At 62.8% G+C, this 22,731-nt stretch carries 16 protein-coding genes; 11 read left to right on the top strand and 5 right to left on the bottom strand.

Translation table 11 applies throughout. The features are described from left to right. Positions 1-219 precede the first annotated feature (219 nt). Positions 220-666 carry a flavodoxin gene (locus tag FYJ44_RS10130; RefSeq protein WP_154511740.1) on the top strand — a complete coding sequence of 149 codons (447 nt, stop codon included), beginning with the start codon at positions 220-222 and terminating at the stop codon, positions 664-666. Positions 667-796: 130 nt separating this feature from the next. Here FYJ44_RS10130 and FYJ44_RS10125 read toward each other — a convergent pair whose 3' ends face one another. From FYJ44_RS10125 to FYJ44_RS10105, 5 genes are all read right to left on the bottom strand, one after another. Next, the gene (locus FYJ44_RS10125) at positions 797-1,507 is read right to left on the bottom strand and encodes an ABC transporter ATP-binding protein (RefSeq protein WP_154511738.1); all 711 of its coding nucleotides are present in this window, start codon (positions 1,505-1,507) and stop codon (positions 797-799) included. 2 nt (positions 1,508-1,509) lie between these two features. Continuing rightward, positions 1,510-2,280, bottom strand: a complete 771-nt coding sequence (locus FYJ44_RS10120; RefSeq protein WP_154511736.1) for an ABC transporter ATP-binding protein — start codon at positions 2,278-2,280, stop codon at positions 1,510-1,512. Beyond that, positions 2,277-3,275, bottom strand: a complete 999-nt coding sequence (locus FYJ44_RS10115) for a branched-chain amino acid ABC transporter permease (RefSeq protein WP_229772654.1) — start codon at positions 3,273-3,275, stop codon at positions 2,277-2,279. The genes FYJ44_RS10120 and FYJ44_RS10115 overlap by 4 nt, the downstream gene beginning before the upstream one ends. Further along, positions 3,272-4,177, bottom strand: a complete 906-nt coding sequence (locus FYJ44_RS10110) for a branched-chain amino acid ABC transporter permease (protein ID WP_154511734.1) — start codon at positions 4,175-4,177, stop codon at positions 3,272-3,274. Before FYJ44_RS10110 ends, FYJ44_RS10115 begins: the two co-directional genes overlap by 4 nt. Positions 4,178-4,380: 203 nt before the next feature. Next, entirely contained in the window at positions 4,381-5,502 is a 1,122-nt protein-coding gene (locus FYJ44_RS10105) for a branched-chain amino acid ABC transporter substrate-binding protein (protein ID WP_154511732.1), read from the bottom strand. A 414-nt stretch (positions 5,503-5,916) separates the two neighbouring features. Here FYJ44_RS10105 and FYJ44_RS10100 point away from each other — a divergent pair, with 414 nt between their 5' ends. From FYJ44_RS10100 to FYJ44_RS10055, 10 genes are all read left to right on the top strand, one after another. Beyond that, on the top strand, positions 5,917-7,992 hold the full coding sequence (locus tag FYJ44_RS10100; protein WP_154511730.1) for an amylo-alpha-1,6-glucosidase: 2,076 nt from the start codon (positions 5,917-5,919) through the stop codon (positions 7,990-7,992). Positions 7,993-8,105: 113 nt separating this feature from the next. Beyond that, positions 8,106-9,425: a glycosyltransferase family 4 protein gene (locus FYJ44_RS10095; RefSeq protein ID WP_154511728.1), complete on the top strand. Its 1,320-nt coding sequence runs from the start codon at positions 8,106-8,108 to the stop codon at positions 9,423-9,425. Next, the gene (locus FYJ44_RS10090) at positions 9,425-10,735 is read left to right on the top strand and encodes a glycoside hydrolase family 57 protein (RefSeq protein WP_154511726.1); all 1,311 of its coding nucleotides are present in this window, start codon (positions 9,425-9,427) and stop codon (positions 10,733-10,735) included. Before FYJ44_RS10095 ends, FYJ44_RS10090 begins: the two co-directional genes overlap by 1 nt. Before the next feature lie 119 nt (positions 10,736-10,854). Next, positions 10,855-15,114, top strand: a complete 4,260-nt coding sequence (glgP, locus tag FYJ44_RS10085) for an alpha-glucan family phosphorylase (protein ID WP_154511724.1) — start codon at positions 10,855-10,857, stop codon at positions 15,112-15,114. 514 nt (positions 15,115-15,628) lie between these two features. After that, complete coding sequence (locus tag FYJ44_RS10080) at positions 15,629-17,098, top strand: ABC transporter substrate-binding protein (protein WP_229772664.1); 1,470 nt, start codon at positions 15,629-15,631, stop codon at positions 17,096-17,098. Between the two features lie 82 nt (positions 17,099-17,180). Beyond that, positions 17,181-18,161 carry an ABC transporter permease gene (locus tag FYJ44_RS10075; protein ID WP_154511720.1) on the top strand — a complete coding sequence of 327 codons (981 nt, stop codon included), beginning with the start codon at positions 17,181-17,183 and terminating at the stop codon, positions 18,159-18,161. A 31-nt stretch (positions 18,162-18,192) separates the two neighbouring features. Continuing rightward, the gene (locus FYJ44_RS10070; RefSeq protein WP_154511718.1) at positions 18,193-19,107 is read left to right on the top strand and encodes an ABC transporter permease; all 915 of its coding nucleotides are present in this window, start codon (positions 18,193-18,195) and stop codon (positions 19,105-19,107) included. Beyond that, positions 19,104-20,132, top strand: a complete 1,029-nt coding sequence (locus FYJ44_RS10065; protein WP_154511716.1) for an ABC transporter ATP-binding protein — start codon at positions 19,104-19,106, stop codon at positions 20,130-20,132. Before FYJ44_RS10070 ends, FYJ44_RS10065 begins: the two co-directional genes overlap by 4 nt. Next, entirely contained in the window at positions 20,113-21,114 is a 1,002-nt protein-coding gene (locus FYJ44_RS10060; RefSeq protein ID WP_154511714.1) for an ABC transporter ATP-binding protein, read from the top strand. The genes FYJ44_RS10065 and FYJ44_RS10060 overlap by 20 nt, the downstream gene beginning before the upstream one ends. Beyond that, positions 21,101-22,696 (top strand): zinc-binding metallopeptidase family protein, encoded by a 1,596-nt coding sequence (locus FYJ44_RS10055; protein ID WP_154511712.1) that lies wholly within the window; start codon positions 21,101-21,103, stop codon positions 22,694-22,696. The genes FYJ44_RS10060 and FYJ44_RS10055 overlap by 14 nt, the downstream gene beginning before the upstream one ends. Positions 22,697-22,731 lie beyond the last annotated feature (35 nt).

Raw genomic sequence — 22,731 nt, 5'->3', positions numbered from 1 at the left:
CAATGGGAGCGGATGCTGTTCTTGTAAAAATTTGCTCTGTGCGCGGGCATGTCGGCGGTCCGGCCAAGCTGCGAAACAAGCGGACCGCACGGCGACAAACATTCCTCCCGACGGATGAAGAATTTCCCCTTGACGAAAAAAAACAGGATGGTTACATCTGGATCAACAGTTATTGAAAATGAATTTCAATTTTAACATGTAGGCTGCAAGGAGAAGGCCATGAGCAAAATTCTGATCGTCTACGGCTCCAGCACCGGCAACACGGAGAGCATCGCCCGCAAGCTTGAGGAACAGTTTGCCGCCGCCGGGCAGGAAGTGACTGTACTCAACGCCGCCGATGCCGCAGCTGAGCATCTAGCTGACGGCTATGACGCAGTGCTTTTCGGCGCGTCGGCCTGGGGCGAGGACGACGTGGAATTGCAGGATGATTTCGCGCCGCTGTTTGAAGAATTCGGCGTCATGGACCTCAAGGGCCGCAAACTGGCCGCGTTCGCCTCGGGCGACCGGGATTACCCGCACTTCTGCGGGGCCGTGGACGTCATTGAAGCGCGCGGCAAAGAACTGGGGGCCGAAGTGCTGGCCGACGGTCTGCGCCTGGAGGGCGACGGCGGCGGTTCCCGGGATGAAATCGCGGCCTTTGTCCAGGAGATTGTGCGCAAGTTGTAGACGTCCTCATCCGGCCCTCCTGAACGCGAACGCCGGCCCGCGCCCGATATGCGGCAGACACGCGGCTGACATGAGAAAGGCCCGGAACCATCGGGGTTCCGGGCCTCAAGGTTTTCCAGAAGAAAATTTTCTACCCGCCCAGATAGGCTTCGCGCACGCTGGCGTCGGCCAGCAGGTTTTCCGCGCGGTCTTCCATGACCACCTTGCCCACTTCCAGCACATAGCCGCGCGTGGCCAGTTTCAGGGCGGCGCGGGCATTCTGCTCCACCAGCAGCACGGTGACCCCGCGCCCGTTGATGGCCCGCACGGTTTCAAAGATGGAGCGCACCAGCAAGGGAGCCAGCCCCAGCGAGGGCTCGTCCAGCAGGAGCAGGCGCGGCTCGGCCATCAAAGCCCGGCCGATGGCCAGCATCTGCTGCTCGCCGCCGGAAAGCGTGCCCGCCAGTTGTTCCTTGCGCTCCAGCAGGCGCGGGAAAAGATCGAAAATCCATTCCAGAGTGCGTTCGCTGCGGGCTTTGTCCCGGATGCAGAACGCGCCCAGACGCAGATTTTCCAGCACGCTCATGGCTCCGAACACCCGGCGGCCCTCAGGGGACTGGGCAATGCCCAGGCCCACCACCTCGTGGCTGGGCAGGCGCAACAGCGGCGTGCCGTCAAAAATGATTTCGCCCGCAAAGGGCCGCACCAGACCGCTGATGGACAACAGGGTGGTGCTTTTGCCCGCGCCGTTGGCGCCGAGGATGGTGACGATTTCGCCTTCCTCCACGTGCAGGTTGATGCCGTGCAGCACTTCCACGCTGCCGTAACGCACCCGGATATCTGAAAGAGTCAGCAGAGCCATACTCACCACTTCTCGTCGTCGGCGCCCAGATAGGCTTCGATCACCGCCGGATGACGGCGCATGGCCTCGGGCGCGCCCTCGGCGATCAAGGTGCCGTGCTCCAGCACCACCAGTTTTTCGCAGATCTGCATGACCAGGCGCATGTCGTGCTCAATAAGCAGCACGGTGACGCCCCGCTCGCGGATGGCGCGGATGATCTCCACCAGAACCGCGGTTTCCTGGTCGTTCATGCCCCCGGCGGGTTCGTCCAGGATCAGCAGGCGCGGGTCCGAGGCCAGGGCGCGCGCGATTTCCAGCAGCCGCTGGTTGCCGTAGGACAGGCCTCCGGCGGCCTCGCCGCAACGGTCGGCCAGGCCCACGAAACGCAGTTCCTCCATGCAGCGGGCCACGGCGGCCTTTTCCTCGCGGCGCTGGCCCGGAGTGTGCAGCATACAGGCGAACAGACCGGCCTTCATCCGGCAATGCCGTCCGGCCAGCACGTTTTCCAGCACGGGCAGTTTGCCGAACAGGCGGATGCTCTGAAAGGTGCGCGCGATGCCCAGTTCCACCACATGGTGGGGCTTCAGGCCGGTGACGGGCTCGCCGTCAAAAAAGATCCGGCCCCGCTCCGGCGTGTAATTGCCGGTAATGCAGTTGAACACCGTGGTCTTGCCCGCGCCGTTGGGCCCGATCAGGCCCACGATGCTGCCCGCCTCCACCGAAAAGGAAAGATCGTTGACGGCGATGAGCCCGCCGAAAACCTTGGTCACTTCCTGAAGAGACAAGAGACTCATGCGGGCCTCCCGGCTTCAGCGGGCGCGTCCCCGGCGCGCGGAACCGCCGGGCCCTCCGGCGGGACGTCGCCGGGAGGCGCGGCGTAATGGCGCGGGCCGGGCGGCAGCAGGCCCTGCGGCCGCCAGATCATCATGATCATCATGGCCAGACCGAAAATCAGCATGCGCGCGGCGGAAAATTCGCGCAGCACTTCCGGCAGGCCGATGAACAGAAAGGCGCTGACCAGGACGCCCAGCTGACTGCCGCCGGAAAGGATGACCACCGCGAAAATGATCACGGATTCCATGAAATTAAAGGATTCCGGCGCGATGGTGCTCATCTTGGCGGCATAGACCGTGCCCGCCATGCCCGCCCAGAAAGCCCCCAGCACAAAGGCCAGCAGCTTGTAGCGGGTGACGTTGACCCCGCAGCCCTCGGCCGCGATGTCGTCCTCTTTGATGTAGTTCAACGCGCGCCCGAAACGCGAGCGCCAGAGGCCGTAAAAAAGCAGCAGGCTCGCGCCCACCATGCCCCAGACCAGATAATAAAAGTGCACGCTCTTGACGATCTTGAAGCCGAAAAAACGCGGACGGCTGATGCCGAAAATGCCGTTGGAGCCGCCGGTCAGGCCGAAAATATCGTTGATCAGGGCAATGCGCACGATCTCCACAATGCCGATGGTCACGATAAGCAGATAGTCGCCGCGCAGATGGATGATGGGCCGGGCCACCAGCAGGGCGAAAAAGGCCGCCGCCGCTCCCGCCAGGGGCATGGTCCAGAAGATGGGCCACTGGTACAGGGTGTTCAGAATGGCCGTCACATACGCGCCCACGGCGAAAAAGGCCGCGTGCCCCATATGGAAGATGCCCGCCTGGCCCAGAATCACGTTCAGCGAGAGGGCCAGCAGGGCGTAGAGACCGATCATCACGCAGACGTCCAGCCAGTAGGAATTGCAGACCAGGGGCAGCCCGCAGAGCAGCGCGCCCAGCGCGATATACAAAGGCATGCGCTTCATAGCTTGTCCGCCGTGCGTTCGCCCAGAATGCCGGTGGGCCGGATGATCAGGATCAGAATCAGCACCAGAAAGGCGATGGCGTCCTTCCAGGCGATGGCGATGTACCCGGCGGCCAGGGCCTCGATGACGCCCAGCAGCAGGCCGCCGAGCATGGCGCCCGGAATGTTGCCGATGCCGCCCAGAATGGCGGCGGTAAAGGCTTTGAGGCCATAGGACCAGCCCATGGTAAAGTCGATCTGGCCGTAGTAGATGCCCACCATCAGCCCTGCCGCGCCGCCCAGGCCCGGTCCGATCAGAAAGACCAGGGAAATGACCCGGTCCACGTTGATGCCCATGAGCCGGGCCGCGCCCGGATCAATGGCCACGGCGCGGATGGCCGCGCCCGTGCGGGTGCGCTGGATGAAGGCCGAAAGGCCGAGCATCAGCAGCACGCTGGCCGCGATGACCAGCAGGCGCACGCCGGGCACGGCCATGCCGAACAAATGCACTGTGAAATCCGGGCGCAGGAAATCGGGGTAGACGTAGACGCGCGCGCCGTAGATCAGCATGATGGCGTTCTGGAAAAAGATGGACGCGCCCAGGGCCGAGACCACGGCCGAAAGACGGCCCGCGTCGCGCAGGGGCCGGTAGGCCGCGCGCTCCAGCAGAAAGCCGATCAGGGCCACCAGCAGGGCCACCATGACGAAGACGGCCAGCACGGCCACGGGCAGCGGCAGCATGCCGGAGAGATTGCAGCTCACCAGCAGGGTCAGGCCCAGATAGGCGCCGATGGTGAACAGGTCGCCGTGGGCGAAGTTGATGAGCTTGAGCACGCCGTAGACCATGGTGTAGCCCAGGGCCACCAGCGCGTAGATGCCGCCCACGGCAAGGCCGTTCAGAAGCTGTTGAAAAAATTGTTCCATAGTTCCGGCGCTCGAAGCAGAGCACGCCGCTGGCGGAGCACTACGAAAAACGCCCCGGTAGCTTGCGGCTAAAAAGATGGATTTTGTTCCCTGGCAAGGAAGAAACAGGGCGCGGACCAGGGATAGTACTCTTCACGTAAGCCCTGGGCCGCGCCCTGTTTCTGACGCGGCCCAGGGGGCAAAAGACGCTTTTCAGCCGCAAGCTACTTGGGTTGAAGGACGAAAACGCCCTTATCATCCACCACATAGGTGCGGTAAAACTCGCCCACGCGGTCGCCCTTGGCGTCAAAGCCCAGGGTTCCGGACAGGCCGGGCAGGCCCTTGAGCTGCTTGAGCCAGGCGGCCATGGCTTCGGGATCATTCTTGCCCGCGGCCAGCGCGGCCTCAATGGCCTTGAAGGCGTCCCCGGCCAGCACGGCCCAGACCGACACGGGCACGCTGTTATACTTGGCCTTGAAGGCAGCCAGGAAGTTTCGGGCTTCCGGGGTGTCCATATCCTGCGGCAGGGGCGGGCTGATGAAGAAGTAGCCGGCGGCGGCCTCGGACCCCGCGATCTTGACCAGATCCTGGTGGTTGGCCGCGTCGCCGCCCATCATGGGCACGTTCCAGCCCATTTCCTTTTTCTGGCGCAGCAGCATGCCGGTTTCAGGATAGTAGCCGGTGAAGAAGACCAGGTCCGGACCGGCGGCCTTGAGTTTGGTCAGAATGGCGGTGTAGTCGCGCTCGCCGGGGGTCAGGGCGTCGTAAAAGATAACCTTCACGCCGGCCTTTTCCAGGGCCGTGCGGGTTTCCTCGGCCAGGCCCTTGGCGTAGGAGGAATTGTCGTGCAGCAGGGCCACGGCCTTGTAGCCGCCCTTGACGATGGCGGCCGCTGCGGATTTGCCCTGGGCGTCATCGCGCGGGCAGGTGCGGAAAAAGAGCGGCAGGCCTTTTTCGGTCAGGCGCACGCTGGTGGAACCCGTGCCGATCTGCACCAGACCGGCTTCGTCCAGAATGCTCTGGCTGGCTTCGGTCACAGCCGAGCCGTAGGTGCCGATGACAGCCACCACGCCCGCCGAGGCCAGCTTTTGCGCGGCCAGCGCGGCCGTGCGGGGATCACCGGCGTCGTCTTCCACCACCAGTTCGATCTTCCGGCCGTTGACGCCGCCCTTGCTGTTGGCTTCATCTACCAGCAGGGTGACGATGTTCTTCATGTCCTGGCCTTCCGAGGCCCATTTGCCCGTGAGCGGGCACATCAGCCCCACCTTGACGTCGGCGGCCAGAGCCGCCGTGGGCAGAAACAGGGCCAGGGCCAGCGCGCCCAGCCAAAAATGCAGTCCTTTCATGGAATACCCCCATCCCGGTATGCGATAGTTTCAGCGAACAAGCAGCATACTCCAAAATGCAAGAAAGCAAAAGCCCCCGGCCGGGCCTCCGCGAAATGGGGACGGCGCGCGGCCGGAACAGGGCCGGACGCACGACTTGTCATAAAAAAAGAAATGATTCTTTTCCATTGTAACACAGTCGTAAACCTCGACAGCTAAAAGAAATTGCTATAGGATGCAATATATAAGTCAGCGGAGCCAGAAGGGAGACAACAGGCTTTCTGCAAACGCCTTTTTTCCGTTTTTGTTCCGTTGCCGGCCGGATATCTCCGGACCGTTTCCACGGGTTATGCGCTGCCCTTCGCTCCTGACCCTTCCGAACCTCCCGCAGCACCGCCCGGCCATCATCCTAACCCTGTACGCCAAGGAGGCAGTATGCGGTTCAGTTTTGACAAGGCCGCCTGCCAGAATACACGCAGAGCACTACGCAAGGAATGGCTGCTGACCAATGGACTGGGCGACTATGCCAGCAGCAGCATTCTCTGCTGCAATACCCGCAAATACCACGGCCTGCTCACGGTCAACACGCCGCTGGGGCGGCATGTGCTGCTCTCGGCGCTGGAGGAATCGGTGCTGGGCGGCGGCAAGGAATTTTTTCTCTCCACCCGCCAGCACCCCAGAACGCTCTACCCGCACGGGCACGAATACCTGGAGAGCGTCCGCCTGGACCGCTGGCCCGAATTCACCTACCGGGTGGGCGACGTGCGCCTGCGCCGGGAGATGCTTCTGATCCACGGCACAAGCCGCCTGGTGTTGCGCTGGTCCATCCAGGGCCTTTCCAAGCTGCCGCCCCTGACCCTGCGCATCAAGCCTCTGCTGGCCTACCGGCACTTCCACGCCCTGACCACGGCCAATCCCCATCTGAACGCGCACACCACGGAACTGCCGCAGGGCTTCAGCATCACGCCCTACGACGGCCTGCCCACGCTCTTTGTGCAGGTGCGCGGCCCCCACACCTTCCTGCCCGCGCCGGACTGGTTCCACCATGTGGAATACATGCAGGAGCGCGAACGCGGCTTTGCCGACAGCGAGGACCTGTTCCAGCCCGGCATTCTGGATATCCCCCTGCCCCCCCTGCCTGAGGGCGGCAGCGTCTACATGGCCGTGGGCACCGAGCCCGCGACGGAAGACCTGGAGGAACTCTGGGAGGCCGAGAGCCTGGCCCGGATCCGCTCCCACGAAAACGGCGAGGCCGGACTCATCGGCCATCTGGCCCGGGTGGGACGGCAGTTCTGCATTGAAACCCCGTCCGGCCGTCCGGCGGTGCTGGCCGGCTACCACTGGTTCGACGCCTGGGGCCGCGACACACTGATTTCCCTGCCGGGTCTGGCTTTTTACGGCAAGCGCACCGACTTCGGCCTGCGCGTGCTGGAGCAGGTGGCCGGAAGCCTGAAAAACGGTCTGGTGCCCAACTGCTTCGCCGAGGACGGCAATCACGCCTACAATTCGGCGGACGCCTCCCTCTGGTACGCCTTTGCCGTGCAGTGCTACCTCAAGGAGAATCCCGACGGCCTGAACTGGGTGCGCGAGCACGCCTGGCCCGCGCTCAAGGCCATTGTGGAGGGCTATCGCCGCGGTCCGGGCATGGACATTTACGTGGACGAAAACGGCCTGCTGCACGCGGGCAACGAGCACACCCAGCTGACCTGGATGGACGCCCAGGCCGACGGCCGCCCGGTGACGCCGCGTCACGGCTGCCCGGTGGAACTGAACGCCCTCTGGTACAACACACTGGCCTTTGCGGATCATCTGGCCGCCCTCTTCCGCGAGCCGGAATGGGAAGACGCCAAAGCCCTGCGGGCCTTGCGCACCAGCTTTTTCGAACATTTCTGGGTGGCGCGCGGCGGCGGCTATCTGGGCGACGTCTGGCGCGAAGGGCTGCTGGACCAGAGCGTGCGGCCCAATCAGATTCTGGCCGTCTCCCTGCCCTATCCCGTGCTGGAAGAGCAGCACCAGCCCCAGGTGGTGGAATGCGTACGCAACAAGCTGCTCACGCCCTTCGGCCTGCGCACACTTTCCCCCGACGATCCCGGTTACCGCGGCCGCTACGAGGGCGGTCCGGCCGAACGCGACGCCGCCTACCACCAGGGCACGGTCTGGCCCTGGCTGCTGGGCCACTACACCGACGCCCTGCTGCGGGTGGCCTGGGATGTGGACGGCGCGGCCCAGGCCCTGCTGAACCGGGTGACCCCGCTGTTCTGCGACCACCTCGCTGACGCGGGCCTAGCTTCCATTTCCGAAATTTTTGACGCTTCGCCGCCCTACCGGGCCAACGGCTGCATCGCTCAGGCCTGGAGCGTGGCGGAATGCCTGCGCATGCTGGTCCTGCTCAAACAGGCGGCCCCCACTGTGTATGCGGCCTGGGAAAAACTGGCGGCCCACCGCCTGGCCAATCCCATTTCAGGGGATACGGCCGGTGTCTGCCGGGTGTCCCTGCCGCTTTCCGAATGACGCTTTCCGAATGATCGGACAGTGAGTGTAGTTAAGACAGTAAGATAACTTTACGAGGGAGCTTCCACGGGGCCGGACGGTCCCGCGCTCCAGAAAATAAAGAGGAACCATCAATGCGAGTGCTTATGTTCGGCTGGGAATTTCCGCCGCATATCAGCGGCGGCCTGGGCACTGCCTGCTACGGCATGACCCAGGCCCTGGCCAAAAAGGGCGCGGAGATCATCTTTGTGCTGCCGCGCGCCGGTGAGGGCGGGCAGAACGGCTTTCTGCGGCTGGAATCCGCTTCGGGCACGCTCATCAGTGAAGATGCGGCCGAACGCATGCTCCGGGCCGGGCAGGATGTCTGGCAGGAGAACGTCCGCTTTCTGGCCGTTTCCAGCCCGCTCACCCCGTACCTCACGCCGCAGGACTACGCGGAGTCGCTGCGCTGGCTGAACCGCACGCCGGACAGCGCCGACGCGCTCACCCGCCCCGGCGCGCCTTTCACCTTTCAGCTCAAGGGCGGCTACGGCCCGGACCTGATGAGCGAAGTGCGCCGCTTCAGCCGTCTGGCCTCGGCCATCGCCCTGCGCGAAAACTTCGACGTGATCCACGTTCACGACTGGATGACCTATCCCGCGGGCATGCTGGCCAAAGCCCTGACCGGCAAACCCCTGGTGGCCCACATTCACGCCACGGAATATGACCGCAGCGGCGAAAACATCAACGGGCAGGTGGCGGGCATCGAACGCGCCGGCCTGCTGGCCGCCGATCTGGTGGTGGCCGTGAGCCGCCTGACCCGCCAGACCGTCATCGAACGCTACGGCGTGCCGCCGGAAAAGGTGGTGGTGGTCTACAACGCCGTGGCCCGGCATGAAGTGGAGCGCCGCTACGAAATTCCGCCGCGCATCCGGCATGAGAAAAGGGTGCTCTTTCTGGGCCGGGTCACGTTCCAGAAAGGGCCGGAATACTTCATGGAGGCGGCCCGTCTGGTGCTGCAAAAAATCCCCAACGCGCGCTTTTTCATGGCCGGGAGCGGCGACATGCTGCCCCGACTCATCCGCCGCGCGGGACAGTTGCGCATCGGGCACCGTTTCCACTTCGCCGGATTTCTGCGCGGCGAGCAAGTGGACCGCATGTTCGCCCTCAGCGACCTTTATGTCATGCCTTCGGTGTCCGAGCCTTTCGGCATCACGCCGCTGGAGGCCATGCTTTACGACGTGCCGGTGCTGCTCTCGCGCCAGTCCGGCGTGTCCGAAGTTCTGGAACACGCGCTCAAGGCCGATTTCTGGGATACCCGCGACATGGCCGACAAAATCTGCGCGGTTCTGCGTTACCCCTGCCTGGCTGCGGAACTGGTGAAAAACTGCCGGGAAGAAATGAAATCCATCCGCTGGGAAAATGCCGCGGACCAACTGATGGCCGTTTACCACAACGTCTCCGGAGGTAACTGATGCCAGCGCTCTGCCTTTGTTACGAAGTACACGAACCGTACCGGCTTCGCCGTTACACCGTTTTTGATATGGGTCAGAATTCAGTGTATGAAGACGACGACCGCAACTGCGACGCGCTACTGCTCACCGCCCGCGCCTGCTACCTGCCCATGAACGATCTGCTGCTCAAGCTGATCCGCCGCTACGGCAAGGATTTCAAGGTGGCCTTCTCCATCTCCGGCACGGCCCTGGACCAGTTCGAGCAGTACGCGCCCGAGGTGGTGGACAGCTTCAAGGCCCTGGCCGACACCGGCTGCGTGGAGTTTGTGGCCGAAACCGGCCCGCACTCCCTGGCCTTTCTCTATTCCAGGGATGAATTCGACCTCCAGGTCAAGGAACACTGCGCGCGGATCAAGCGTCTGTTCGGCAAAAAGCCGGTGACCTTCCGCAACACGGAATTCTTCTACAACAACGACCTGCCCGTGGCTCTGGAAAAACTGGGCTTCAAGGTCGTGCTGGCCGAAGGCGCGGACCATGTGCTCGGCTGGCGCAGCCCCAACTATGTTTACAGGCCGGTTTCCACGCCCAACATGAGCCTGCTGCTGCGCAATATCTCACTGTCCGCTGACATCGGCCTGCGCTTCAGCGACCACGGCTGGAACCAGTGGCCGCTCACGGCGGAAAAATACGCCGATTGGTGCCACAGCGTCGCCGACTCGGCGGAACTGATCAACATCTTCAACGATTACCATTGCTTCGGCCTGCGCCACAGCGGGGAAACGGGCATCTTCGACTTCATGGAGGCCCTGCCCGCCGCCGTTCTGTCCCGCAAGGACTTCCGCTTCACGACGCCCGCCGAGGCGGTGAAAAAGATCGAACCCGTGGGCGAGATCGACGTGCCCGAATTCATGTCCTGGGACGACGAGGGCCGCGACCTCACGGCCTGGCTGGGCAACGACATGCAGAAGGACGCCATTCACGCCCTCTATGCCCTGGCCCCGCGCGTGCGCAAGGTCAACGCGCCGGATCTGACGCACGACTTTGAGCGCTTGCAAACGTCCGATCACTTCCGTTATATTTCAACCAAATGGTTCGCCGACTTTCTCTCCGACCGCCCCAATCCCTTTAACAGCCCGTATGACGCCTATATCACCTATATGAACGTGCTGGCGGACTTTGAAATGCGCCTGACGGCGGCGGAAGAAACACTGGCGGCAACCGGAGCCGCGACGAAAAAAACGCCCCGCGCGAAAGCCCCGGCCGACGCCGGAAAGAAAAAAGCCGCTCCCCCCGCCAAGGCGGGAGCCAAAACAAGAAAAACACCCGCCTGATCTCTGTTGAGCGCGACTGATGTTTCGCTCTCCGCCCGGAAAGTCGCGCTTTCCGGACGGAGAGCGGAAGCCGTCGCCTCAACCGGTTCCGAGCAGGACGGGCTCACAAGGAGTCTCTCATGGATTTCAACAACGCTCCCGTCACGCTCTTTGAAGTAAGCTGGGAAGTTTGCAACAAGGTCGGGGGCATTTATTCCGTGGTCAGCAGCAAGGCGCTGCAGGCCGTGGAAACCTTCGGCGAAGACTACTTCCTGCTGGGCCCCTCCCTGCAACAGAACGCCGGTTTCGAGGAAACGGACGAGCACATCTGGGATTCCCTGCGTCTGGCCCTGAGCACCAAGGATCTCAAATGCCGCCTGGGCCGCTGGAACATACCGGGCCGCCCCAAGGCCATTCTGGTGGATTTTTCCAAGCGCTACGGCAGCAATCAGCTGTTGTACGAAATCTGGAAAAACTACGGCGTGGACTCCCTGTCCGGCGGCTGGGACTACATCGAGCCGGTCATGTTCGCCACGGCCTGCGGCGAGGTGATCGCGGCCATCCACGAAAGCCTGGTGCAGCCGCTGGGCGGGCGCTCTGTGGCCCACTTCCACGAATGGATGTGCGGCGCGGGCCTGCTGAGCGTGAAAAAACTGGCCCCGGCCGTCGGCACGGTCTTCACCACCCACGCCACCATGCTCGGCCGCGCTCTGGCCGGAACCGGACGCGACATTTACAGCAATCTGCGCAGCATCAACCCCGCCACCGAGGCCGCCACGCAGAACATCACGGCCAAATGGTCCATGGAGAGCACCTCGGCGCGCGAGGCCGACGCCTTCACCACGGTCAGCCCCATCACCGGCGAGGAATCCACGGTCTTTCTGGGCCGCAAGCCCGACGTCATCACGGTCAACGGCCTGGATCTGCGCGTGATTCCCGACTTTTCGGAGGAACGCGAAAAACCGCTGGCCAACCGGGCCAGAGTGCTGGAGGCGTCGGAGCGCTTCCTGCGCTGCAAACTGCCGGAAAACACCCGCATCTTCGCCATTTCCGGCCGCTATGAGATGCACAACAAGGGCGTGGACATCTTTCTGGAGGCCCTGGCCCGCGCGGACCAGAACCTGGCCGGTACGGACGCGTCCATCCTGGCGCTCTGCCTGGTCATGGGCGGGCACACGGGCGTCAATCAGGCGGCCGTCTCCGGCGACCCCAACGCCACGGACAACGGCCTGCCGTTCATCTGCACCCATTACGCCTGGAATGCCCCGCAGGACCCCATCATCAACACCTGCCGCCGTCTGGGCCTGAACAACACCTGCGACAAGCACGTCAAGGTCATCTTTGTGCCGGCCATGCTGGACGGTAACGACGGCTTTCTGAACATGCCCTACGAGGACGTCATCTCGGCCTGCGACGTGGGCTTCTTCCCCTCCTGGTACGAGCCCTGGGGCTACACCCCGCAGGAATGCGCGGCCTGGTCCGTGCCCACCCTGACCACAGACCTCTCGGGCTTCGGCATGTGGGCGCGCGAGATGGCCCAGGAAGAGGCCGAACCGCGTCCCGGCGTGCATGTGATGCCCCGGCGCGGCATGAATTTCGAACAGAGCGCGGCGGCCCTGCACGAGCGCGTGCTGCGGGCCGCGGCCAGCTCGCCCGAGGACCTGGCCTTGTGGCGTAAAAACGCCCGCGATCTGGCCGAGCAGACCTCCTGGCGCTACTTTTTCTCCCATTATATCGAGGCGTTCCAGCTCGCGCTGGAAAAAGCCGACACGCGCATCAGCCATGAGAGCAACGGCCGCGAAAGCCTGAACCGCATCCTCACGGCCTCCTGTTCGGTGACGCCCTTTTTGCGGCCGATCATGGCCGTGGCCGAAGTGCCCAAGGCCCTGTCCCGCCTGCGCGACCTTTCCGCCAACCTCTGGTGGTGCTGGCAGGACAAGGCCAAGGCCCTGTTCATGGCCCTCAACCCCCAGCTCTGGAACGAATGCCGCAATCCCATCCGGGTGCTGGAAGAAGCCGATCCCGAGCGCCTCAACTACCTCATTTACAATGAGGAGTACATGAACCTCTACGACGAGGTGCTGGCCGAATTCGACAGCTACATGGCCCAGCCCCTGCGCGTGCTCAGCGAGCATGTGACGCCGGAACACCCGGTGGCCTATTTTTCCACGGAATACGGCATCAATGAGTCCGTGCCCATTTATTCCGGGGGCCTGGGCGTGCTGTCCGGCGACCATCTCAAATCCGCCTCGGACATGGCCGTGCCCCTCTTCGGCATCGGCCTGCTCTACAAAAACGGCTACTTCAAGCAGGAGATCGACGCCGACGGCCGTCAGGTGGCCCAGTATCCCGTCAACAATTTCGCCCATCTGCCGGTCAAGCCGGTCTATGATGAGGCCGGGGAAGCCGTTTTCGTGCAGCTGGAGCTGCCGGGGCGGATTCTCTTCGCCAGGGTCTGGAAAATGCAGGTGGGGCGCGTTTCCCTCTATCTCATGGATACGGACACCCGCCGCAACAGCGACGAGGACCGCAAGATCACGGACCGCCTGTACGAGGCCAACCGCGAGATCCGCCTCCTGCAGGAAATGCTGCTGGGCATGGGCGGCATGCGCCTGATCCGCACTCTGGGCCTGACCCCCCACGTCTACCACATGAACGAGGGGCACTCGGCCTTCATGGTCATTGAGCGTCTCCAGGAATGCATGATCATGGGCATGAGCTACGCGGAGGCCACGGCGCGGGTGCGCTCCAACACGGTATTCACCACCCATACGCCGGTGCCCGCGGGCAATGAGGCCTTTTCCCTGGACCTCATGGGCCGCTATTTCGGCGGCATTGCCTCCAATCTCGGCCTTTCCTGGCCGGAATTCGTCCAGCTCGGCCAGATGGAAGGCGGCAACAGCCAGTCCTTCGAGATGACCGTCCTGGCCCTGCGCCTTTCCTCCAAGGCCAACGGCGTGAGCCGTCTGCACGGCGAGGTTTCGCGCCATATGTGGAACAAGCTCTGGAAAAGCCTGCCCCTGGCCGAAACGCCCATCGGCTACGTGACCAACGGCGTGCACACGCCCTCCTACGTGGGCATGCACATGCACGAGATCCTCAGCCAGTATCTGGGGCCGGACTGGCTTCAGGCCAGGCCGGATTCCCCGGTCTGGAGCAAGGTGGACGAGATCCCCGACGACGTGTACTGGTCGGCCCGCATGACCCAGAAAGAAGATCTGCTGGACGCCCTGCGCGCGCGCATTCCGGCCTTCGCGCAGAAATTCCAGCTCAACCGGGCCCAGCGCAAGAGCATGGAAACCCTGCTCAAGCCGAACACCCTGCTCATCGGCTTCGCCCGGCGTTTCGCGCCCTACAAGCGGGCCACCCTGCTCTTTGCCGACCCGGACCGCCTGGCGCGCATTCTCAATGATCCCCAACGGCCCGTCTGCCTGATCTTCGCCGGAAAGTCCCATCCGGCGGACGAGGCCGGCATCAACCTGATCCAGGAAGTGCTGCGCATGAGCCGCGACGAGCGCTTTTTGGGCAAGATATTCTTCATGGAAGATTACAGTCTGGCGGTTTCCCGCCTGCTGGCCCAGGGCTGCGACGTCTGGCTGAACACGCCGCGCCGCCCGCATGAGGCCTCGGGCACCAGCGGCATGAAGCTGCCGGTCAATGGCGGCATCAACCTGAGCATCTCCGACGGCTGGTGGTGCGAGGGCTACAACCGCCAGAACGGCTGGACCATCGGGCCGATGGTCACCACCGAACTGCCCAGCGGCGAGCAGAACGACTACGACGACGCCGAGGCCCTGTACACCCTGCTGGAAAACGCCGTGCTGCCGCTCTACTTCGATATGAACAACGCCGGGCTGCCCACCAACTGGATCGCCATGTCCAAACGCTCGCTGAAAAGCCTCACGGCCATGTACAGCAGCAACCGTATGCTCAACGACTATATCCATCAGGCCTATCTGCCCGGCGCCAAGCGCCGCGACATGTTGGCCGAAAACGACTGGGCTCTCTGCCGCCACCTGGCCGCCTGGCAGCAGGATCTGCCGGCGCGCTTCGGCACGATGAAGATGGAGGAAATCCTCATCAGCGGCGCGGACGGCAACACCATGACCTGCGGCGAGCCCGTCAACATCCGCCTGCACATGCATCTGGGACAGATGAAACCCGAAGAAATCCTGGTGCAGCTGGTCATCGGCCGCGCCTACCCCAACGGCAACTTCCGCAGCAAGCCCGAGGTGCTGCGGCTTGAACCCCGCACGGCGGACCACGGCGATAACGGCATGAACTACTCCGCCACGTATATCCCCACCCATAACGGACTTTACCGTTACGGCATCAGGGCCACGCCCGTGCACAAGGGTCTGGGGTCGCCCCTGGAAACCGGCCTGGTGCTCTGGGGCTGAGACCGGAATACCTGTCTTTCGTACAGGGGGGGGCGCGCCATACGGCGCGCCCCCCCCTTACGTTTGTTCGCCGCGCACGGCGCAGTGCCGGAAATCCCGGCTCTGAAACGCCGCGTGTAAGGCACGCGCACATCACGCCGTATCAGGATGCGGATTGTGCCGCTTTTACAGCTACGCCTTTCCCGCTTCTCCCGCCCCACGTTACGCAGCGCTTTTTTCCGCTTTTCCCGCCGGGAAATTCCTTCTTGACAAATTCTGGCGCGTCCAATATATTAAATATAAATAAAATATATTATATTTTAATACTTAATAACCCATTTTACCATGGAGAAATAAACAGCGCCAGACAGCGTCCCAGCCGCCCCGAGCTCGTGCAGCAGTCCCGCACTTCACCTCAACGTTGTGGAGACCGGCTATGAAAAGAGCTTCCATCGTCACCCTATTCCTTCTGTTCTGCTGCGGATTATGCCCGCCGCAATCGACGACAGCGGCCCCCAATGAGTTGACGGTGATTATGAAATCGCCGCCCATGCACCTGAACAGCGCGCTGACGTCGAGCACGCAGAGCATCCAGATCGCCACCCAGATATTCGCCAGCCCCCTGCGTTACGATCTGAACTGGACCCCCCATCCCTACCTCGCCTCGTCCTGGGAATTTTCCGAAGATAAAAAAAGCCTCACCCTGCATCTTGTTCCCGAGGCGACCTTCCATGACGGCAAACCCGTCACTTCCGAAGATGTGGCTTTTTCCATCTTGACGATCAAGCAGAACCATCCCTTCAAAACCATGTTCGCGCCCGTGACGGCCGTGGACACTCCCGACCCGCATACAGCGGTCATCCGCCTTTCCCACCCGCATCCCGCCATTCTTCTCTGTCTTTCGCCGCCGCTGTGCCCTGTCCTGCCCAAGCACGTTTACGGCGACGGGCAAGATATCCGCACGCATCCCAAAAACATCGCTCCCATAGGTTCCGGGCCGTTCAGGTTCGTGGAAATGAAAGCGGGCGAGTACGCCATTCTTGAAAAGAACCCGACGTTCTTCCTCAAGAACCGGCCCGTGCTGGACAAGGTGATCTTCAAATTCATCAAAGATCCGTCCAGCCGCATGATGGCGATGTCGCAAGGGGAGGCGCAGCTTTTTCCGCTCATGGAGAACACGCGGAACATCGCCCGGCTGAAAAAGGAAGCCCACCTTGCGGTGACCAACCGCGGCTATGAGGGCATCGGCGGGCATACCTGGCTGGAATTCAACCTGCGCAAGAAGGAACTCTCGGATATTCGCGTCCGCAAGGCCATCAACCATGCCATCAACCGCGGTTTCATCATTGAAAAGCTGCACAACAACCTTTCGTCGTCTTCCACGGGCCCACTGACGCCGCAGAGCCCCTTCTACGAGCCGGAGGTGGAAAGCTACCCGTATGACCTCAAGAAGGCACAGGCCCTGCTGGACGAGGCCGGCTGCAAGCCGGGCAAGGACGGCGTCCGCTTCTCGCTGACCCTCGACTTTGAGCCCGGCCTGCCCGAGCAGCAGAAGATGGTCGCGGAATACCTCAAGAGCCAGTTGCGCAGGGTCGGCATTGACGTGCAACTGCGTTCCTCGCCGGACTGGGCGAGTTGGGCCGAGCGCGTGAGCAACTGGAACCACGACATGACGCTGGCCATCATGTTCAGTTGGGGCGATCCGGTCATCGGCACGCATCGCTCGTACATTTCCGGCAATATCAGGAAAGGCGTGGCCTACAGCAATATGAGCGGCTACCATAACGCCCGGGTGGATGAGTTGTTGTCCCAGGCCGCCCAGGAAATGGATCCCGTCAGGCGCAAGGAACTCTACGGGGAATTCCAGAAAATCGTCGTGGCCGACGCGCCCATGGCCTATCTGAACCTGATCCCCTTCAACACCGTGTACGACAAACGCGTTCAGAATGTGTTCACAAGCATCTGGGGTCCGCTGTCCCCCATGGACACCGTGTACATGAAGTAAATCCCCACGGCGCCCGGCCCCCCGCGAAAGGCCGCGGCGGGCCGGACGCACGGGAGCATTTTACGGGGAGGCGGTTCGCGCCATGAAAATTCTTATCCTGATCGGCAAACGGATTGTGTACGCCCTGCTCCTGCTGCTGGCGGTCATCGTTCTGAACTTCACGCTGCTCCAACTGGCTCCCGGCGACATCGTACAGACCATCGCCGGCCAGATGGGCGGCATGAATGAAGATCTGATGCTGCAACTGCGGCAGGAATACCATCTGGACAAAAGTATTCCCCAACAGCTTGTGCTCTATGTCGGCAAAGTGGCGCGGGGCGACCTGGGCTACAGCCATTTTTTCAACCAGCCTGTTTTTGACCTGATCATGGGCAGAGTGGGACCGACCATTTTGCTGGTGCTGACGGCCCTGGCGCTTTCGGTTCTGATCGGCACTCTGCTCGGCGTCTGGTCGTCGCAACGGATGTACAGCCCCGGCAGCCACCTGATCACCGGCCTGACGCTGGTGGGTTGGTCCATGCCCGTCTTCTGGCTGGGCATTTTGCTGCTTATCGCCTTTGCGTGGGTTTTTCCGGTTTTTCCGGTTTCAGGTATGGCCACCGTGGGCCTGGAAAGCGGTTTCGCCGGGCGGGCGGCTGATGTGGCGCGGCATATGGTCCTTCCCGTGCTGACGCTGGCCTTCATTTACATCGCCCAGTACACCCTGCTCGCCCGCTCCGTGATGATCGAAGTGCTCGGTACGGATTATATCAGAACGGCCAAAGCCAAGGGCCTGCCCCACAAAGCGATCATCTGGAAGCACGCCCTGCGCAACGCCATACTGCCGGTGGTCACCATGGCCGGTCTGCAAATGGGCTATCTGTTTTCAGGGGCGATCATGGTGGAAACCGTATTCAGTTGGCCCGGCCTCGGCCAGCTTGCCTTTGAATCCATTCTGCGGCGCGATACCCCCACCATCCTGGGCATCCTTTTTTTCAGCACCTTCATGGTGATTGCCGCCAATCTGCTCACGGACTTCGCCTACCGTCTGCTGGACCCGCGCATCCGCGCCCAAGAACGCTGAGGATCCAATCCTACAGCATGAGGATGAAGCTATGGATACCAGAAGTCGTACGGACGCTCAGGCCGTAACGCCCCCGGCCCTCGGCGGCGAAGCGGCGGCGCGCGCAGCCGGACCGTTCCGCCAAGCCGCGGAGATGTTTTGCAAAAACCGCGCCGCCGTGCTCGGCCTGGCGCTCCTTTGCATCATTGTGGCGGTCTCGCTGGCGGGCCCGTTTTTCCTGTCCGCCGATCCCTTTGAAATTGCCGGCGCGCCCATGACGCCGCCGCTGGAGGACGGGCACCTGCTGGGCACAGACTATGTGGGACGGGATATTCTGACCGGCATTGTCCATGGCGGCAGGGCCACGCTCGCGGTCGCTCTGGCGGCGACGCTCTGCAACCTGCTGATCGGCTTGAGCGTCGGCGCGTTAGCCGGGTATTACCAGGGAGCGCCCAACACCCTGCTGATGAAGATTACGGAATTTTTTCAGGTGCTTCCTCCCCTGCTGTTCGCCATGGTGCTCGTGTCGCTGTTCAGCCCGTCCATAGGCATGATCGCCGTGGCGATCGGCCTTGTGACCTGGCCTTCCCTGGCCCGCCTCACGCGCGGGGAATTCATGCGCATCCGGGAACTGGAATATGTGACGGCGGCGCAGCTCATCGGCGCCGGGCATTGCCGCGTCATCACCCGGGTGATGCTTCCCAACGCGCTTCCCCCGATTATTGTCAACGCGACCCTCAACGTGGGCAGCGCCGTGCTGTATGAAGCCGGACTCAGCTTCCTCGGGCTGGGCGACCCCAATGTGATGAGCTGGGGGCTGCTCATAGGCGCGAGCCGCGACTACATCTTTGACGCCTGGTGGGCGGTGACCCTGCCCGGACTGGTCATCTTCCTGACCTCCCTCTCCATCTGCCTGGTGGGAGACGGCCTGACAACCGCACTCAACCCCAAGCTGAGGAAGTTATGAGAGACAGCATCCTCGAAGTGAACAACCTGCAAGTCAGTTTTGACATCGGAGGGCGCGACGCGGTTGCCGTGGACAGGCTTTCGTTCAGTCTCGGACACGGCCGAACCCTCGGCATCGTCGGGGAGTCAGGCAGCGGCAAAAGCATCGCCTCGCTGGCAATCATGGGTCTTGTGCCTTCCCCTCCGGGACGGATTTCCGGCGGCAGCATCCGCTTTATGGGCCGCGAGCTGACCGGCATGCCGGAACATGAACTGCGCGCTCTGCGCGGCAAGGACATTTCCATGATCTTCCAGGAACCCATGACGGCGCTCAACCCCGTGTTCAGGGTGGGCGAGCAGATCGCGGAGAGCCTCATGGTCCATGCAAATCTGGACCGGCGCGCGGCATGGGGCCGGGCCGCCGAACTTCTCGCGGAAGTGGGCATTCCCGAGCCGGAACTGCGCGTGCGCAACTATCCCTTTGAACTGTCCGGAGGCATGCGGCAGCGTGTCATGATCGCCATTGCTCTGGCCTGCGCGCCCTCAGTGCTTATCGCGGACGAACCGACCACCGCGCTGGACGTTTCAGTGCAGGCGCAGATCTTTCAGTTGCTCAAGGCAATCCAGCGGCGTTCCGGCACTTCCATCCTGTTTATCACGCACGACATGGGCTCCATTGCCGCCATGACGGACCGGGTGATTGTGATGTACGCGGGCTCCTGCGTGGAGGCGGGAAGCACCCGGGAAATCCTGCTGGATCCCCGCCATCCGTATACGCAGGGCCTGATCGCCTGCACGCCCCATCTGGATCGCCGGGCCGGCAGGAAAAAAGGATACCTGCACGAAATCCCCGGCATGGTGCCCGCCATCACGGACATCGGAGCAAGCTGCGCTTTCGCGCCGCGCTGTTCCCGGGCCGGACCGCGCTGTTTCAGGGAGCGCCCCTTTGCCGCGGCATTCGGCGACGGCCGCCGCGTGGCCTGCTTCAACGCCGACCTTGAAGCCGCCGCGGGCGGAAGGAGTTCGCATGGAAACGCCATTGCTTGAAGTGCGGCATATGCACATCCGCTTCCCGGCCATGAGGAAGAGTTTTTTTGAACGCCAGCGCTTTGTGCATGCCGCGGAGGATATTTCCTTTGCGCTGAAACGGGGCCGGACTCTCGGCATTGTGGGCGAGAGCGGCAGCGGCAAAACCACCGTCGCCAGGGGCGTCATGCGTATGCTGAAACCAGCCTCGGGCGAAGTTCTGCTTGACGGGATCCAGGTGCTCGCCCTGAAAAAAAAGGATCTCCTGGACTTCAGGCGGCGCGTCCAGTTCATCTTCCAGGACCCGTATTCCTCGCTCAACCCGCGCTGCCGGGCCGGCGACATCATCCGCGAGCCCATGGATCTGCTCCAGGTCGGCGAAAAAGCCAGAAGGCGGGAAAGAGTTTTTTCATTAATGGAAGCTGTGGGCCTGCGTGCGGCGCAAGCCAGGCTCTTTCCCCACCAGTTTTCAGGCGGGCAGCGCCAGCGCATCGCCATCGCGCGCGCACTGGCCTGCCGCCCCGAACTGCTCTGCTGCGACGAGCCGGTTTCCGCCCTGGACGTGGCCGTGCAGGCCCAGATCCTCAACCTGCTCAAGCGGCTGCAACGGGATTTCGGTCTGAGTTATTTATTCATCTCGCATGATCTCGGCGTGGTCCAGCATATCTGCGACGACATCGTCGTGCTCTACATGGGGCAGATCGTGGAAACGGGCGGTGCGGACACGCTGTTCGCCAAGCCGCTGCATCCATATACGCAAGCCCTGATCGCGGCGGTTCCCTCCGCAAATCCTCTTGATGAAATGCCCGCCGCGCCCGCCAAAGCGCCGTGCGCGGCCCCAAGCCCCATTGATCCTCCACCCGGCTGCCGCTATGCCCCGCTTTGCGGCCGGGCCGCGCCAATCTGCGCCAGGGTCACTCCGCCTCTCACGGAAATGACGCCACGGACGAAAGTTGCCTGTCACCTCTACGCTTCCACGGGAGTCAGCCATGAATATGTATAAAAAGCACGCCAGAGCCTGGATCGAAGAACACGCGCGGGATATTTCCGACTGGCACCAGATCATCTGGAATTTTGCCGAACCGGCCTGGCGCGAATACAAATCCTCGGCCTGGTATGTGGATCAGCTGCGGCGGGCCGGCTTCAGCGTTGAGGAGCAGAGCGCCGGCATGCCCACCGCCTTCTGCGCGGTGTGGGAAAACGGCCGGGGCGGCCCGACCATAGGCGCGTATGCGGAATATGACGCCACTCCCGCCAATTCTCAGGAGCAGGTCCCCTATGAATGCCCGCGCGCGGGCCTGAATCCGTATGCCGCCGGGCACACCGACCCGCACTCCGCTCTGGGCATGGGCTCTTTCGCGGCCGTGCTGGCGGTCAAGCACGTCATGGAAAGGCACAACATCCCCGGCAGACTTAAATTCTTCGGCGAACCCGCTGAAAAGATGTGCGGCTCAAAGCCGCTCCATGCGGCCAACGGCTATTATGACGACGTGGACGCCTTCATCAGTTTTCATCCCAGCTGCCGCCTGTCCCTGTGCAATACCGTCTACTGGGACATCCATTGCGGGAGCAGTTACGGCCGGGTGTTCACCTTTGAATGCAAGCATCCCGAAACCTGGGGAGAAGCGCCGGAACGGATGCTGATGCCGCTGCAACAGGTCGTTGCGCGCGCGCCGGGCGCTCTTGACGCCGTCTGCCTGATGTACACCACAAGCCGCTATACCAATACCTCCATGCTGCCGCGTTCCGGCGGCTGGTACATCAGCGAGGCCATTCTGGTCGGGGGTCAGGCCACCGCGGACCACTTGGCCCCCAGGCTGGGGCAGATCTACTACTGCTGGCGCGCGCCGACCATCGCCATGCAGGAACGCATTGCGGAAGTTCTCGAAAACAACGCCAGGCATGTCGCCGCCATCACGCACTGCGAAATGCGCGGCGACTGGGTGCAGAAAAACAGGGTCGGCCTGCCCAACCACGCGCTGGCGCGGCTTGCCTACAGCAACCTTGAGCTGGCCGGCCCCCCGCAATTCGACGAGCAGGCGCGGGATTTCGGCCGCCAGATTCTCCGGAACCTCGGCTATGCCGCGCCCGAGGACCCGATCATGCCGGAATGCAGCCGTCTGCATGATCCGCGTGAGGCCGACAAGGCGCTGCGGGCGGGCCTGCCGTCCTGGCAGCAGCACTTCATGTCCGACGATTATGTGGAATACACTTGGCATGCTCCCACCGTGCGCCTGTTTATCGGCCGCTGCATGATCGAGCGCCCGGCGGAATATCCCAGGCACGTCATGCCCATGTGGGTCTGGAACGCGCTGGGCGGAAAGCGGGAATGCATTGACCCCACCATTTACAGCGCGGCCCGGACCATCAGCTACACCATTCTGGACCTGCTGACCTGCCCGGATGAACTGGCCGAGGCGAAGCGGGAATTCATTGAGCGCACGGGCGGCGGCATCGGCGGCAGCAAATGGATGAAGCCGCTCATGCCCGCCGGCGCGCCCGCACCCGTGCATTTTCGCTGGCCGGAATACATCACCACCCAACGGGGCGCCCAGGAATGGTGGATTCCCCAGGAAACGCGCTGAAAGCCATCCGGGGGACAAGCCTGTGCCCCAAAATC

Origin of the sequence: Desulfovibrio porci, assembly GCF_009696265.1 — a bacterium.
GTDB lineage: Bacteria > Desulfobacterota > Desulfovibrionia > Desulfovibrionales > Desulfovibrionaceae > Desulfovibrio > Desulfovibrio porci.
This window is presented reverse-complemented; position numbering and strand designations above follow the sequence as displayed.

Bases quoted from the DNA above. Each gene is read 5' to 3' on its own strand.
- FYJ44_RS10105 (WP_154511732.1), bottom strand. From the start codon at position 5,502: ATGAAAGGACTGCATTTTTGGCTGGGCGCGCTGGCCCTGGCCCTGTTT.
- FYJ44_RS10090 (WP_154511726.1), top strand. From the start codon at position 9,425: ATGCCAGCGCTCTGCCTTTGTTACGAAGTACACGAACCGTACCGGCTT.
- FYJ44_RS10075 (WP_154511720.1), top strand. From the start codon at position 17,181: ATGAAAATTCTTATCCTGATCGGCAAACGGATTGTGTACGCCCTGCTC.
- FYJ44_RS10130 (WP_154511740.1), top strand. From the start codon at position 220: ATGAGCAAAATTCTGATCGTCTACGGCTCCAGCACCGGCAACACGGAG.
- FYJ44_RS10110 (WP_154511734.1), bottom strand. From the start codon at position 4,177: ATGGAACAATTTTTTCAACAGCTTCTGAACGGCCTTGCCGTGGGCGGC.
- glgP (WP_154511724.1), top strand. From the start codon at position 10,855: ATGGATTTCAACAACGCTCCCGTCACGCTCTTTGAAGTAAGCTGGGAA.
- FYJ44_RS10070 (WP_154511718.1), top strand. From the start codon at position 18,193: ATGGATACCAGAAGTCGTACGGACGCTCAGGCCGTAACGCCCCCGGCC.
- FYJ44_RS10060 (WP_154511714.1), top strand. From the start codon at position 20,113: ATGGAAACGCCATTGCTTGAAGTGCGGCATATGCACATCCGCTTCCCG.
- FYJ44_RS10065 (WP_154511716.1), top strand. From the start codon at position 19,104: ATGAGAGACAGCATCCTCGAAGTGAACAACCTGCAAGTCAGTTTTGAC.
- FYJ44_RS10115 (WP_229772654.1), bottom strand. From the start codon at position 3,275: ATGAAGCGCATGCCTTTGTATATCGCGCTGGGCGCGCTGCTCTGCGGG.
- FYJ44_RS10095 (WP_154511728.1), top strand. From the start codon at position 8,106: ATGCGAGTGCTTATGTTCGGCTGGGAATTTCCGCCGCATATCAGCGGC.
- FYJ44_RS10055 (WP_154511712.1), top strand. From the start codon at position 21,101: ATGAATATGTATAAAAAGCACGCCAGAGCCTGGATCGAAGAACACGCG.
- FYJ44_RS10080 (WP_229772664.1), top strand. From the start codon at position 15,629: ATGAAATCGCCGCCCATGCACCTGAACAGCGCGCTGACGTCGAGCACG.
- FYJ44_RS10120 (WP_154511736.1), bottom strand. From the start codon at position 2,280: ATGAGTCTCTTGTCTCTTCAGGAAGTGACCAAGGTTTTCGGCGGGCTC.
- FYJ44_RS10100 (WP_154511730.1), top strand. From the start codon at position 5,917: ATGCGGTTCAGTTTTGACAAGGCCGCCTGCCAGAATACACGCAGAGCA.
- FYJ44_RS10125 (WP_154511738.1), bottom strand. From the start codon at position 1,507: ATGGCTCTGCTGACTCTTTCAGATATCCGGGTGCGTTACGGCAGCGTG.